Raw genomic sequence first — 14380 nt, forward strand, 5'->3', positions numbered from 1 at the left:
TTTGATGTTCAATTCCCTGAATTCCCTAATGAAGAATTATTCTTCCACCGCTAACTGCGCGAAGCCGCCATTCCCTTCCCAGCCTTCCAGCCGTTGATAAACGGTTTCTACCGCGTCTTTAATCGGCTGGGTCATCGGGTAGTAAAAGCCGACGATATCCGGCTGGATGCCGAGGAAAATCACTTCGCCAATGTCTTCTTTCAACTGGTCGATAAGGTAGTTCAGCGGCATGTTATGGGTAGTCATCATAAACATCTCGGCGATGTCATCCGGGTCGATGATGCGGATCTCGCCGGGGTTTAGCCCCATATCCGTGGCGTCGACAATCAGCAGTCGTGTCGGGCGCAGTTCACGGATGGCGACGATATCGTTTTCCGGTGCGCTACCGCCGTCAATCACCACCCAGTTACCTTTCGGCGCGGCGGCGCACTTTTCCGCCAGCAGCGGGCCTGCGCCATCATCGCCCATCATGCTATTGCCAACACAGAGTAAAACGTCAGTCACGCAATCTCCTCACCATCAAATAGATGGCATTTTCCTGATAAATATCATGCAGCATACTTAACAGCATGGTACTCCATTCTTTCTGCTGCGAAGTTTGCGCTGCCCGGGCTTTATCGAATGCGTTAGCCAGCATCGGCACATGGTTAATGTCGATGACGATCTCACCGTACTTCGGCACGCCTTCCATTTTACGGCGGGCTTCGCTGCCCGCCTCCAGAGTGGCAATCCATGCCAGATAGTCATCCCACGGGCAGGTGAGCGCCGCTTCCAGGCAATCGATAACCCCAAGGTGGTGACCAATCGCCAGGCTGTAATAGACCACCTGCTGCGCCTCGGCGGGCGTGGCATCGTTCTCATCAATAAATTTACGGCTCAGTTGACTGAACACCACCTTTTCACTCATCGGATACGCGCCTCTTCAACAACATGATTCAGATGGCTGACAATCTCGTTCAGACGCGGATCGTTTTCCGCTTCCAGCCAGCGTGCAACCTGTTCTTCGCCCTGCCCTAATTGCGTCAGGAAATCATCGGCAATCTGGCGACCGTAACGATAACCCGCCAGGCGGCGTGCTTCGCGATCCACTTTCACACGCAGCGGCTGCACCATATCGCCATGAAGGATTTCCGCCGGTTGTTCATCCTGCTCACCCGGGCCACGGGCGTGAATTTTCTGCTCCAGCAGGCCGAGCGCCATTGCAAAGCCGTATAGCGTAGCGGCTGGCGTTGGCGGGCAGCCAGGGATGTAGACATCTACCGGGACGATTTTATCCGTACCGCCCCACACGCAGTAGAGATCGTGGAAGATCCCGCCGCTGTTACCGCAGGCACCGTAGGAGATACAGATTTTCGGGTCCGGCGCGGACTGCCACGCACGCAGCGCAGGGGATCGCATTGCACGGGTGACCGCGCCGGTAAACAGTAAAATATCCGCATGACGCGGTGAAGGAACGACTTTAATGCCGAAGCGTTCTGCATCAAACAGCGGCGAAAGCGTGGCGAAAATTTCGATTTCGCAGCCGTTGCAGCCGCCGCAGTCCACGCGATAAACGTAGGCAGAACGTTTGATTTTTTTCAGTAACGACGCCTTCATGCTGGCGATGGATTCATCCACCGTCATCGGGACCGGAATGCCGTTAGCGTCACGGGGGCCTAATAAATTGCTCATCAGATGGCCTCTTTCATATGGCGAGTCAGTTCAATACGGTCGGACGGCACCAGGCATTTCTGGCGCTTACATTCCGGGCAAGTCTCAAAGCTTTCGCGGTGGTTTTCCGCGCGGCTGTCGCCGTTGTGCTTAAGCAGCGCAATGGCGTAGTCGATCTCTTTCTGGACGGCGAAAGGACGATTGCAGACGCGACAGTTGCACAGCGCGAAGCGGGACTGTTGCAGGAAGTCTTCTTTCTTCCACACCGCCAGTTCGTACTCTTGCGACAGTTTGATCGCCGCCGTCGGGCAAACTTCTTCGCAGCGTCCACAGAAGATGCAGCGCCCGAGATTAAACTCCCAGGCAAGCTCTCCTGTGGCGAGGTCGGTTTCAACCGTTAAGGCGTTTGACGGGCAGGCATTGACGCAGGCCGCGCAGCCGATGCACTGCTGCGGGTTCTGCTCTGGCTTACCACGGAAGTTTTTATCAACCGCAATCGGCTCCAGCGGATAAGACGAGGTCGCCGTGCCGGTTTTGATAACTTTTTTGATAAAGGTAAACATGGCGATTCCTTATTTCAGCGGCGAGTTTTTACGCTCAATGCTGTAGCGCTCGAGTTCTTTGTACGGCACCACTTTGCTCTTTTTCTTACGCACATCGACCACGGTCATGCGGTCGGTACAGGAGTAGCAAGGGTCCAGGCTACCGATAATCAGCGGCGCATCGGAAACGGTGTTGCCGCGCAGCATGTAGCGCAGGGTCGGCCAGTTCGCGTAGGTCGCCGCACGGCAGCGCCAGCGGTACAGCTTCTGGTTGTCGCCGGTCATGCTCCAGTGGATATCGTCGCCGCGCGGCGCTTCGGCAAAGCCCAGCGCGAAACGGTGCGGAATGTAGGTAAAGCCTTCCACCATCAGCGGGCCGCCCGGCAAGTTATCCAGACCGTAATCGATCATATTCAGCGCGGTATAGACTTCGTTGATACGCACTTTCAGACGGGAAATAACGTCGCAGCCCTGCTCGCTGTGGACTTCCATTGGCAGCAGGCCATAACCAACAAACGGGTGATCGGCACGGGTATCACGGGCGTGACCGCTGGCACGAACCATCGGGCCAACGTTACTGAAGTCGCGAGCGATTTCCGGGTCCAGACGACCAATGCCGACGGTGCGTTGTTCCATGTTCGGTGTGCTCAGCAGCACATCCACCAGCTCCTGCACTTCACGACGCATCTGTTGTGCCAGTTGGCGGGTCTGGATCATGTCGTCTTTCAGCAGATCGCGACGAATCCCGCCGATCAGGTTCAGGCCGTAGGTTTTACGTGCACCGGTAAGGATCTCTGCCATTTTCATGGAGGTTTCACGCACGCGGAAGAACTGCATAAAGCCGGAGTCGAAGCCGGTAAAGTGACAGGCCAGGCCGAGATTGAGCAGATGCGAGTGCAGGCGTTCTACCTCCAGCAGAATGGCGCGGATCATCTGCGCGCGTTCTGGCACCTGAATACCCATCGCGTTTTCCACCGACGTGGTATAGGCGGTGCTGTGAGCAAAGCCGCAGATCCCGCACACACGGTCAGAGAGGAAGGTCACTTCGTTGTAACCCATACGGGTTTCCGCCAGTTTTTCCATGCCGCGATGGACGTAGAACAGGCGGTAGTCGGCGTCGATAATGTTTTCACCATCGACAAACAGACGGAAGTGACCCGGTTCGTCAGAAGTGACGTGCAGGGGACCAATCGGCACGACGTTGTTTTTCTTGTCGCCCAGTTCGTTGATGAACTCGTAGGTTTCAGCATCGGTAGTCGGTGCCGGACGCTGACGATAATCCATGCTGTCTTTACGCAGAGGATAAAGTTCATCCGGCCAGTCATCCGGCAGCACCAGACGGCGTTCATCCGGCAGACCAACCGGAATCAAACCGTACATATCGCGCACTTCACGCTCGCCCCACACCGCCGCCGGAACGCGCGGCGTCACGGAAGGATACTCCGGTTTGTTGGCGTCAACTTCGACGCGCACGGTTATCCAGCATTTGGTGCCCTTCTCCATCGACAGCACGTAGTAAACGGCGTAATGACCATTCAGTTTGCGTTCGTCGTTACCAAACAGCACCGACAGCCAGCCACCCTGCTTGTAATAGAGAAACTCCACCACTTCCGGCAGGTAGTTTACCTTCACGGTGACGGTCAGCTGATCTTTGGTCTGCCAGGCGTGGTCCAGCACGACGCCCGGAAATGCCTCATTCAGCGCGGCGAGATAATGTTGACCTAATTTTTCTTCAGACATGCTCAAACTCTCTTTAATCACGCCGCCAGCAAGGAGACGAACGCTAAAAATGCAAAGCCAAACCCGGCCCAGGTAATGCGCGGAGTAATATCAAGACGCAGACGGGCCATGCTGTTTTCGAACAGCGCGATAACCAGGACGCCAACCACCAGTTTGACGATGGCAATCACCAGCGCCAGCAGCAGCCCACCGACGGTGAAGGTTTCCATTTGTCCCCACGGAATAAACACCCCGACGAACATCTGCAACACCACCAGCTGTTTCAGGCTGATGCCCCATTTCATGACGCCAAAACCGCTGCCGCTGTACTCAGAGAGCGGACCTTCCTGCAACTCCTGCTCGGCTTCCGCCAGGTCGAACGGCAGTTTGCCCATTTCGATAAAAGTGGCGAACGCACAGGCACAAAGCGCCAGCACCAGCGGGATGCTCTGGCTCAGTGGCCAGTGATAAACGGTGTCGGTGATGTTGCTGATGTTGGTGGAACCGGCAACCTGTGCGGCGACCCACAGACCAAGCAGCAGCATCGGTTCAACCAACACGCCAAGCATCGCTTCACGGCTCGCGCCGATAGCGGTAAACGGGCTACCGGTATCCAGACCAGAAATGGCAAAGAAGAAACGCGCGATGGCGAAGAGATACAGTAAGGTGATCAAATCGCCCAGTTGCGGCAGCGGAGAACCGACGGTCACCACCGGCAGCGCAGTGGCGATAGTCAGCATGACGCCCACCATCACATACGGCGTCAAGCGGAACACCCAGCCGGAGGCATCCGGGCCAACGCTCTGGCGGCCCAGCAGTTTGATAATGTCACGATACTCCTGCAACACACCCGGCCCACGACGGTTATGCAGACGGGCGCGCGCTACGCGGGTAATACCGGAGAGCAGCGGCGCAACGGCAAATAGCACCAGCGCCTGAATTAACGGATATAAAACACTCATTCTCAGGCTCCTCGTGAAACAATAATCACCACCAGCACCGCCAGTTCAACCAGCGCCATCCGGCGGAACAGCAACGCACTCCCCTCGCACTGCCAGCCCGGCACCAGCGACACCGGATTCAGCCATTTGCGTAGTTTCAGCACCGGCGCAAACGCCTGTTTCACCGGCATGGCAAAACCGTGAGCGGTAATCACCATTGATTTTTCATGATCGTAGCCGCACACCCAGGCCGCGCCGCGGGAACGCGACGGCAAACGATCGCCTTTGCAAATCGCCATAATGATGAATGGCAGCAGCGGGCAGGCAATCAGCAGCAACGTGATCATGGGTTGAGAAACGGTGGTGTTAGCAGGCTCCAGCGGCAGAGGTACAGCAGCAGAGAGCATCGGCAGCAGCCACGGCGCAGCAACACCGCCAATTACGCAGCAAATCGCCAGTGCCACTACGCTTACGCTCATCAGGAGCGGCGCACAGGTGGCGTTTTCGGCTTCTTTGGTACGCGGCGCGCCGAGGAAAGTAACGCCATAGACTTTCGCCATACACATCACCGCCAGCGCACCGGTAATTGCCAGCCCCACGGCGAGCAGCGGCCCGAGAAGACGGGCAACAAACGCGCCACTATTGCTCAGTTTGAAGAAGGATTGATAGATAACCCATTCCCCGGCAAAACCGTTCAGCGGCGGCAGCGCAGCCATTGCCATCAGCCCGACTAACATGGCGATGGAGATAACCGGCATTTTCTTGCCAATACCACCGAGTTTTTCGATATCGCGATGACCGGTACGGAACCAGACGCTCCCCGCCCCGAGGAAAAGCACGCTTTTGAACAGGCTATGGTTAAGCAGATGGTACAGACCACCAACCAGACCAAGGGCAATCAGCGCCGGTTGTTCGAGCGCGATACCCGTTACGCCAGCGCCCAGCCCCAGCAGGATAATGCCGATATTTTCCAGGGTGTGGTAAGCCAGCAGGCGCTGGATGTTATGCTCCATCAGCGCATACAGACCACCGACGAACGCGGTGATCATACCGAGCACCAGCAGCGCGATCCCCCACCACAGCGGTGCGTTACCGCCCAGCAGTGACAGGGTTAAAATGCCCAGCAGGCCAATTTTCATGACTACCGTAGAAAACAACGCGGCAGCTGGCGCAGAGGCGTTAGCATGTGCCTGCGGCACCCAGCCGTGCAGCGGAATAATCCCTGCCAGCAGACCAAAGCCAATCACACCGAGCAGCCAGATATCGGAACCGAGCGGCAGCTGTTGCATACGCATATCCAGCAGGCGCAGATCCAGCGTGCCGTAACGCTGCCACAGCAGCCAGCAAGCAATCGCCAGCAGCAGAGTGCCAAGACGCCCCAGCGCAAACCACAGTTTGCCCTCTTTGCTGTTGCTGGTGAGGAACACCGCACACAGGGCCATGATTTCGGCCATTACCACGAACATGCCGAGGTTGCTGGCGATGACGGCACAGACGGCGGCAGCCATCAACATATTGATCTGCAAGCCGTTGCACTTCACCTGCGCGTGGCGATGCCAGTCAATGTTGTAGAGGCTGACAAACAGACCGCACAGACCGAGCGTAATCAGCCAAATCGCGTTAAGCGGAGAGATTTGCACATCGTAGCTTACCAGCGACAGCGCACCGCTCACGCCAACCGCGCCAGTCAGCACAGTAAAGCCCGCGGCTGCCGTATACAGGCTACCCACCGCGCCGCCAATTCCGGCTATCCAGCCGCTTAGCGCCTTTTGAAAAGAAAAGAGAAATGCCAGAACAGCGGCGGCGACAAACCACGCCACGCCGCTATTGATCAGGGAAATTGCGCTCATTTAGCCTCTCCACTTTGAGCCTGCTGAAACAAGGTGAGATCGCCAAAGTCCGTGTTAAAGGTCAGCTCACGCTTACGTTTGCTGACGCGGGCGATATCGGTGTTATCCACCAGATGCAGGGCTTTAGTCGGGCACATCCGCACGCAGGCCGGACCTTGTTCATCAAAGCTACAAAGGTCACATTTGACGGCGATCGCGCGAATACCTGGCACCCAGTCAAGCAATGTGCTGACACGCGCCGGAGCAGGCGGTGCCGGTGGCGCTTTCGGGGTATTGGCGTTTGCCGGAATATCCAGCGGACGGCTGCCGGAAAATTCAATTGCGCCAAACGGGCAGGCGATGCCGCACAGTTTGCAGCTTACGCACAGACTTTCATTCAACTGCACGGCCCCATCAACGCGGGTGATGGCGTTAACCGGGCAAACCACCGCACAGGGCGCATCTTCACAGTGGTGACAGAGCTGCGGCGCAGATTCTTTTTCATTGAGCATCACTCGCAGGCGCGGCATTGATTGCAGGCCGTGCTGGCGATGCGTCTCTGAACAGGCAGCCTCACAAGTGTGGCAGCCGATACAGAGCGTGGAGTCAGCAATTACAAAACGATTCACCAGGCATTCCTCAGGTGATTGTCATTTTTGACGAAAACATGCCGATGAAATGTCATTTTCGACACTCATCGACACGCCCATCCCCAAACAGGCGTAACGCCTGCAAAACGGGCAAAGCCTCAGCTCATGCTGCCGGGCTTTGTCCCTTTACCAGTTGGCTTAAATTCACCGGCACATTGTTTTCAATGGCGGTATATAAGCTGTCGTAAACGCCAGCGATTTTTTCGAGATAGTGTTCCAGAACCTGTTCGCGATCGCGGATGTTGACCTTGCCATCAATCATGCCGTCAATGCTCAGTTGCGCCTGCGCAATCCGCTGTTTGTCTTCGCCATCTTTTGTTTCGACGTAATACTCGATGGTGTGGCTGTTAAAGCCATCCGCCAGGGTGACGTAAATGCGAAAATGTTCAAAAAGGACGAAACAGAGTTCTTTGTCCGGCGCGCAGCTCATGGCGTGATGCAGGCGCGCTTTCGATAACGTGATCCCCTGAACCAGCGAATTGCAGTAGATGTGCCACTGGTCCTGTAGGCGACGATGCCGCTGTGCGATGTAATCGGCTTTCTCGCTTATTTCCCAAATAGTCATTGTCAGGTTACCCGTTTAACAGAGATGCCAGCTTTAAGCATTTTCTGTGCCAACTTTTAATCCATTGTTATTAAAGCGATTTCTAAGCTAAAGATGAATTTCGTCGCCGTGTCGACGTGTCATTTCGACATCATCGACATTATTCACCGCAGGGATAATCAACACTGGCACAATTATTGCTTGTAGCTGGCAATAGTTAATGGGAGGCGATATGCACGAAATAACCCTCTGCCAACGGGCACTGGAATTGATCGAACAGCAGGCCGCAAAACACGGCGCAAAACGCGTAACTGGGGTCTGGCTCAAAATTGGCGCATTTTCTTGTGTCGAAACCAGCTCTCTTGCCTTTTGTTTTGATCTGGTTTGCCGCGGCAGCGTGGCGGAAGGTTGTAAACTGCACCTCGAAGAACAAGAGGCCGAATGCTGGTGTGAAACATGCCAACAGTATGTGACGCTACTGACCCAGCGCGTCCGCCGCTGTCCACAGTGTCATGGTGACATGCTACAGATTGTGGCAGACGACGGTTTACAGATTCGGCGGATAGAAATAGACCAGGAGTGAGCGATGTGTACAACATGCGGTTGCGGTGAAGGCAACCTCTATATTGAGGGTGATGAACATAACCCTCATTCCGCGTTTCGTAGCGCGCCATTTGCCCCGGCGGCACGCCCGAAGATGAAAATCACCGGCATTAAAGCGCCTGAATTTACCCCCAGCCAGACTGAAGAAGGCGACCTGCATTACGGTCATGGCGAAGCGGGCACTCACGCGCCGGGCATGAGCCAGCGTCGGATGCTGGAAGTCGAAATTGACGTGCTGGACAAAAACAACCGTCTGGCTGAACGCAACCGCGCGCGCTTTGCTGCCCGCAAGCAACTGGTGCTCAACCTGGTTTCCAGCCCTGGTTCCGGTAAAACCACCCTGCTGACGGAAACCTTAATGCGCCTGAAAGACAGCGTTCCGTGCGCGGTTATTGAAGGCGATCAGCAAACCGTGAACGATGCCGCACGCATTCGTGCTACCGGCACACCAGCGATTCAGGTGAATACCGGTAAAGGCTGCCATCTCGACGCTCAGATGATTGCCGACGCCGCACCGCGCCTGCCACTGGACGATAACGGTATTCTGTTTATCGAAAACGTTGGCAACCTGGTATGCCCGGCCAGCTTCGATCTCGGTGAAAAACACAAAGTGGCGGTGCTTTCCGTTACCGAAGGTGAAGACAAACCGCTGAAATATCCGCACATGTTTGCCGCCGCCTCGCTGATGCTGCTCAACAAAGTTGACTTGCTGCCGTATCTCAATTTCGACGTTGAGAAGTGCATCGCCTGCGCCCGTGAAGTCAATCCAGAAATTGAAATCATCCTTATTTCCGCCACCAGCGGCGAAGGGATGGACCAGTGGCTGAACTGGCTGGAGACACAGCGATGTGCATAGGCGTTCCCGGCCAGATCCGCACCATTGACGGCAACCAGGCGAAAGTCGACGTCTGCGGCATTCAGCGCGATGTCGATTTAACGTTAGTCGGCAGCTGCGATGAAAACGGTCAGCCACGCGTAGGCCAGTGGGTACTGGTTCACGTTGGCTTTGCCATGAGCGTAATTAATGAAGCCGAAGCGCGCGACACTCTCGACGCCTTACAAAACATGTTTGACGTTGAGCCGGATGTCGGTGCGCTGTTGTATGGCGAGGAAAAATAATGCGTTTTGTTGATGAATATCGCGCGCCGGAACAGGTGATGCAGTTAATTGCGCATCTGCGCGAACGTGCTTCACATCTCTCTTACACCGCCGAACGCCCTCTGCGGATTATGGAAGTGTGTGGCGGTCATACCCACGCCATTTTTAAATTCGGCCTCGACCAGTTGCTGCCGGAAAACGTTGAGTTTATCCACGGTCCCGGTTGCCCGGTGTGTGTACTGCCGATGGGTAGAATCGACACCTGCGTGGAGATTGCCAGCCATCCGGAAGTCATCTTCTGTACCTTTGGCGACGCCATGCGCGTACCAGGGAAACAGGGTTCGCTGTTACAGGCAAAGGCACGCGGTGCCGATGTGCGCATCGTTTACTCGCCGATGGATGCGTTGAAACTGGCGCAGGAGAATCCAACCCGCAAAGTGGTGTTCTTCGGCTTAGGTTTTGAAACCACCATGCCGACCACCGCCATCACTCTGCAACAGGCAAAAGCCCGCGATGTGCAGAATTTTTACTTCTTCTGCCAGCACATTACGCTTATCCCGACGCTGCGCAGTTTGCTGGAACAGCCAGATAACGGTATCGACGCGTTCCTCGCGCCGGGCCACGTCAGTATGGTTATCGGCACTGATGCCTATAATTTTATCGCCAGCGATTTTCATCGTCCGCTGGTGGTCGCTGGTTTCGAACCCCTTGATCTACTGCAAGGCGTGGTCATGCTGGTGGAGCAGAAAATAGCGGCCCACAGCAAGGTAGAGAATCAGTATCGTCGGGTGGTGCCGGATGCCGGTAACCTGCTGGCGCAACAGGCGATTGCCGATGTGTTCTGTGTCAACGGCGACAGCGAATGGCGCGGCTTAGGCGTGATTGAATCTTCTGGTGTACACCTGACGCCGGATTATCAACGATTCGATGCCGAAGCGCATTTCCGCCCGGCACCGCAGCAGGTCTGCGATGACCCGCGCGCACGTTGTGGCGAAGTATTAACGGGCAAATGTAAGCCGCATCAATGCCCGCTGTTTGGTAACACCTGTAATCCTCAAACCGCGTTTGGTGCGCTGATGGTTTCCTCCGAAGGAGCGTGCGCCGCGTGGTATCAGTATCGTCAGCAGGAGAGTGAAGCGTGAATAATATCCAACTCGCCCACGGTAGCGGCGGCCAGGCGATGCAGCAATTAATCAACAGCCTGTTTATGGAAGCCTTTGCCAACCCGTGGCTGGCAGAGCAGGAAGATCAGGCACGTCTTGATCTGGCGCAGCTGGTAGCGGAAGGCGACCGTCTGGCGTTCTCCACCGACAGTTACGTTATTGACCCGCTGTTCTTCCCTGGCGGTAATATCGGCAAGCTGGCGATTTGTGGCACCGCGAATGACGTTGCGGTCAGTGGCGCTATTCCGCGTTATCTCTCCTGTGGCTTTATCCTTGAAGAAGGATTACCGATGGAGACGCTGAAAGCCGTTGTGACCAGCATGGCAGAAACCGCCCGCGCGGCAGGCATTGCCATCGTTACTGGCGATACTAAAGTGGTACAGCGCGGCGCGGCAGATAAACTGTTTATCAACACCGCTGGCATGGGCGCAATTCCGGCGAATATTCACTGGGGCGCACAGACGCTAACCGCAGGCGATGTATTGCTGGTTAGCGGTACACTCGGCGACCACGGGGCGACTATCCTTAACCTGCGTGAGCAGCTGGGGCTGGATGGCGAACTGGTCAGCGACTGCGCGGTGCTGACGCCGCTTATTCAGACGCTGCGTGACATTCCCGGCGTGAAAGCGCTGCGTGATGCCACCCGTGGTGGTGTAAACGCGGTGGTACATGAGTTCGCGGCAGCCTGCGGTTGTGGTATTGAAATTTCAGAAGCGGCACTGCCGGTTAAACCTGCTGTGCGCGGCGTTTGCGAACTGCTGGGACTGGACGCCCTTAACTTTGCCAACGAAGGCAAACTGGTGATCGCCGTTGAACGCAACGCGGCAGAGCAAGTGCTGGCAGCGTTACATTCCCATCCACTGGGAAAAGACGCGGCGCTGATTGGTGAAGTGGTGGAACGTAAAGGTGTTCGTCTTGCCGGTCTATATGGCGTGAAACGAACCCTCGATTTACCACACGCCGAACCGTTACCGCGTATATGCTAATAAAATTCTAAATCTCCTATAGTTAGTCAATGACCTTTTGCACCGCTTTGCGGTGCTTTCCTGGAAGAACAAAATGTCATATACACCGATGAGTGATCTCGGACAACAAGGGTTGTTCGACATCACTCGGACACTATTGCAGCAGCCCGATCTGGCCTCGCTGTGTGAGGCTCTTTCGCAACTGGTAAAGCGTTCTGCGCTCGCCGACAACGCGGCTATTGTGTTGTGGCAAGCGCAGACTCAACGTGCGTCTTATTACGCGTCGCGTGAAAAAGACACCCCCATTAAATATGAAGACGAAACTGTTCTGGCACACGGTCCGGTACGCAGCATTTTGTCGCGCCCTGATACGCTGCATTGCAGTTACGAAGAATTTTGTGAAACCTGGCCGCAGCTGGCCGCAGGTGGACTATACCCCAAATTTGGTCACTATTGCCTGATGCCACTGGCGGCGGAAGGGCATATTTTTGGTGGCTGTGAATTTATTCGTTATGACGATCGCCCGTGGAGTGAAAAAGAGTTCAATCGCCTGCAAACTTTTACGCAGATCGTTTCTGTCGTCACCGAACAAATCCAGAGCCGCGTCGTTAACAATGTCGACTATGAGTTGTTATGCCGGGAACGCGATAACTTCCGCATCCTGGTCGCCATCACCAACGCGGTGCTTTCCCGCCTGGATATGGACGAACTGGTCAGCGAAGTCGCCAAAGAAATCCATTACTATTTCGACATTGACGATATCAGCATTGTCTTACGCAGCCACCGTAAAAACAAACTCAACATCTACTCCACTCACTATCTTGATAAACAGCATCCCGCCCACGAACAGAGCGAAGTCGATGAAGCCGGAACCCTCACCGAACGCGTCTTCAAAAGTAAAGAGATGCTGTTGATTAATCTCCACGAGCGGGACGATTTAGCCCCCTATGAACGCATGTTGTTCGACACCTGGGGCAACCAGATTCAAACCTTGTGCCTGTTACCGCTGATGTCTGGCGACACCATGCTGGGCGTGCTGAAACTGGCGCAATGCGAAGAGAAAGTATTTACCACTACCAATCTGAGCTTACTGCGCCAGATTGCCGAACGTGTGGCAATCGCTGTCGATAACGCCCTCGCCTATCAGGAAATTCATCGTCTGAAAGAACGGCTGGTTGATGAAAACCTCGCCCTGACCGAGCAGCTCAACAATGTTGATAGTGAATTTGGCGAGATTATTGGCCGCAGCGAAGCCATGTACAGCGTACTTAAACAAGTTGAAATGGTGGCGCAAAGTGACAGTACCGTTCTGATCCTCGGTGAAACTGGTACAGGTAAAGAGCTGATTGCCCGCGCGATCCATAATCTCAGTGGGCGTAATAATCGCCGCATGGTCAAAATGAACTGCGCGGCGATGCCTGCCGGATTGCTGGAAAGCGATCTATTTGGTCATGAGCGTGGGGCTTTTACCGGTGCCAGCGCTCAGCGCATTGGTCGTTTTGAACTGGCGGATAAAAGCTCACTATTCCTCGATGAAGTGGGCGATATGCCGCTGGAGTTACAGCCGAAGTTGCTGCGTGTATTACAGGAACAGGAGTTTGAACGTCTTGGCAGCAACAAAATCATTCAGACGGACGTACGTTTAATTGCCGCGACTAACCGCGATCTGAAAAAAATGGTCGCCGACCGAGAGTTCCGTAGCGATCTCTATTACCGCCTGAACGTATTCCCGATCCACCTGCCGCCACTACGCGAGCGTCCGGAAGATATTCCGCTGCTGGCGAAAGCCTTTACCTTCAAAATTGCCCGTCGTCTGGGGCGCAATATCGACAGCATTCCTGCCGAGACGCTGCGCATCCTGAGCAACATGGAATGGCCGGGCAACGTGCGTGAGCTGGAAAACGTCATTGAGCGCGCGGTATTGCTAACACGCGGCAACGTGCTGCAGCTGTCATTGCCAGATATTGCTTTACCAGAACCTGAAACGCCGCCTGCCGCAACGGTTGTCGCCCAGGAGGGCGAAGATGAATATCAGTTGATTGTTCGCGTGCTGAAAGAAACCAACGGCGTGGTTGCCGGGCCTAAAGGCGCTGCGCAACGTCTGGGGCTGAAACGCACGACTCTGCTGTCACGAATGAAGCGACTGGGAATTGATAAATCGGCATTGATTTAACAGATGTGGTTATACTCGATCAACATTCAATGAAAGGAGGCAGTATGGCAGTTTCAGCAAGAAATCAATTAACCGGAACAGTTAGCGCAGTAGCAATGGGCGCGGTGAATGACGAAGTAGAACTGACGCTGGCAGGTGGTGCAAAGCTGGTGGCAATTGTGACTCACAGCAGCCAGCAAGCGCTGGGTCTGGCGAAAGGGAAAGAAGCGATTGCCCTGATTAAAGCCCCGTGGGTAACGCTGGCAACGGAAGACTGTGGACTGAAATTCTCTGCTCGCAACCAGTTTGCTGGCAGCGTGTCGACAATCACCGAAGGCGCAGTGAACGCCACTGTCCATATCAAAACGGATGCGGGTTTTGAAATTGTGGCAGTGGTAACAAATGAAAGTCAGGATGAAATGAAACTCACCACTGGCTCGCGCGTTATTGCATTGATCAAAGCATCAGCCATCCTGATTGCCACCAAAGCGTAAACGCCTTATTTGCCGGAGAGTATGGCTCTC

General features: G+C 55.0%; 16 protein-coding genes. 7 read left to right on the forward strand and 9 right to left on the reverse strand.

All coding sequences use genetic code 11. The features are described 5' to 3' along the window. Positions 1-36: 36 nt before the first annotated feature. The 9 genes from hycI to hycA form a co-directional block, all read right to left on the reverse strand. Entirely contained in the window at positions 37-504 is a 468-nt protein-coding gene (gene hycI, locus ACJHX7_RS08555) for a hydrogenase maturation peptidase HycI (protein WP_000132960.1), read from the reverse strand. Continuing rightward, positions 497-907, reverse strand: coding sequence for a formate hydrogenlyase assembly protein HycH (hycH, locus tag ACJHX7_RS08560; RefSeq protein ID WP_001291914.1), 411 nt, complete (start codon positions 905-907; stop codon positions 497-499). The genes hycI and hycH overlap by 8 nt, the downstream gene beginning before the upstream one ends. Beyond that, a complete protein-coding gene (gene hycG, locus ACJHX7_RS08565) occupies positions 904-1671 on the reverse strand; it encodes a formate hydrogenlyase subunit HycG (RefSeq protein ID WP_000067399.1) in 768 nt (255 codons plus the stop codon). The genes hycH and hycG overlap by 4 nt, the downstream gene beginning before the upstream one ends. Then, on the reverse strand, positions 1671-2213 hold the full coding sequence (gene hycF / locus ACJHX7_RS08570) for a formate hydrogenlyase subunit HycF (protein WP_000493785.1): 543 nt from the start codon (positions 2211-2213) through the stop codon (positions 1671-1673). Before hycF ends, hycG begins: the two co-directional genes overlap by 1 nt. Before the next feature lie 9 nt (positions 2214-2222). Continuing rightward, on the reverse strand, positions 2223-3932 hold the full coding sequence (gene hycE / locus ACJHX7_RS08575) for a formate hydrogenlyase subunit HycE (protein ID WP_001288122.1): 1710 nt from the start codon (positions 3930-3932) through the stop codon (positions 2223-2225). Positions 3933-3949: 17 nt separating this feature from the next. After that, the gene (gene hycD / locus ACJHX7_RS08580) at positions 3950-4873 is read right to left on the reverse strand and encodes a formate hydrogenlyase subunit HycD (protein WP_000115226.1); all 924 of its coding nucleotides are present in this window, start codon (positions 4871-4873) and stop codon (positions 3950-3952) included. A gap of 2 nt (positions 4874-4875) precedes the next feature. Next, positions 4876-6702, reverse strand: a complete 1827-nt coding sequence (gene hycC / locus ACJHX7_RS08585) for a formate hydrogenlyase subunit 3 (RefSeq protein WP_001274388.1) — start codon at positions 6700-6702, stop codon at positions 4876-4878. Next, positions 6699-7310, reverse strand: a complete 612-nt coding sequence (hycB, locus tag ACJHX7_RS08590; protein WP_001079186.1) for a formate hydrogenlyase subunit HycB — start codon at positions 7308-7310, stop codon at positions 6699-6701. The genes hycC and hycB overlap by 4 nt, the downstream gene beginning before the upstream one ends. 124 nt (positions 7311-7434) lie before the next feature. Beyond that, positions 7435-7896: a formate hydrogenlyase regulator HycA gene (hycA, locus tag ACJHX7_RS08595; RefSeq protein ID WP_000158056.1), complete on the reverse strand. Its 462-nt coding sequence runs from the start codon at positions 7894-7896 to the stop codon at positions 7435-7437. Positions 7897-8107: 211 nt separating this feature from the next. Here hycA and hypA point away from each other — a divergent pair, with 211 nt between their 5' ends. From hypA to ACJHX7_RS08630, 7 genes are all read left to right on the forward strand, one after another. Next, positions 8108-8458: a hydrogenase maturation nickel metallochaperone HypA gene (gene hypA / locus ACJHX7_RS08600; RefSeq protein WP_001299100.1), complete on the forward strand. Its 351-nt coding sequence runs from the start codon at positions 8108-8110 to the stop codon at positions 8456-8458. A gap of 3 nt (positions 8459-8461) precedes the next feature. After that, a complete protein-coding gene (hypB, locus tag ACJHX7_RS08605; protein ID WP_000337665.1) occupies positions 8462-9334 on the forward strand; it encodes a hydrogenase nickel incorporation protein HypB in 873 nt (290 codons plus the stop codon). Beyond that, positions 9325-9597: a hydrogenase 3 maturation protein HypC gene (gene hypC, locus ACJHX7_RS08610; RefSeq protein ID WP_000334881.1), complete on the forward strand. Its 273-nt coding sequence runs from the start codon at positions 9325-9327 to the stop codon at positions 9595-9597. Before hypB ends, hypC begins: the two co-directional genes overlap by 10 nt. Beyond that, the gene (gene hypD / locus ACJHX7_RS08615; protein WP_094030055.1) at positions 9597-10718 is read left to right on the forward strand and encodes a hydrogenase formation protein HypD; all 1122 of its coding nucleotides are present in this window, start codon (positions 9597-9599) and stop codon (positions 10716-10718) included. Before hypC ends, hypD begins: the two co-directional genes overlap by 1 nt. Continuing rightward, the gene (gene hypE / locus ACJHX7_RS08620; RefSeq protein ID WP_001059912.1) at positions 10715-11725 is read left to right on the forward strand and encodes a hydrogenase maturation carbamoyl dehydratase HypE; all 1011 of its coding nucleotides are present in this window, start codon (positions 10715-10717) and stop codon (positions 11723-11725) included. The genes hypD and hypE overlap by 4 nt, the downstream gene beginning before the upstream one ends. 73 nt (positions 11726-11798) lie before the next feature. After that, the gene (gene flhA, locus ACJHX7_RS08625) at positions 11799-13877 is read left to right on the forward strand and encodes a formate hydrogenlyase transcriptional activator FlhA (protein ID WP_001361307.1); all 2079 of its coding nucleotides are present in this window, start codon (positions 11799-11801) and stop codon (positions 13875-13877) included. 44 nt (positions 13878-13921) lie between these two features. Further along, on the forward strand, positions 13922-14350 hold the full coding sequence (locus ACJHX7_RS08630) for a molybdopterin-binding protein (protein WP_000301062.1): 429 nt from the start codon (positions 13922-13924) through the stop codon (positions 14348-14350). Positions 14351-14380: the final 30 nt, after the last annotated feature.

This window comes from Escherichia sp. WS1451 (assembly GCF_046487365.1).
In the GTDB taxonomy this organism is placed as follows: domain Bacteria; phylum Pseudomonadota; class Gammaproteobacteria; order Enterobacterales; family Enterobacteriaceae; genus Escherichia; species Escherichia coli.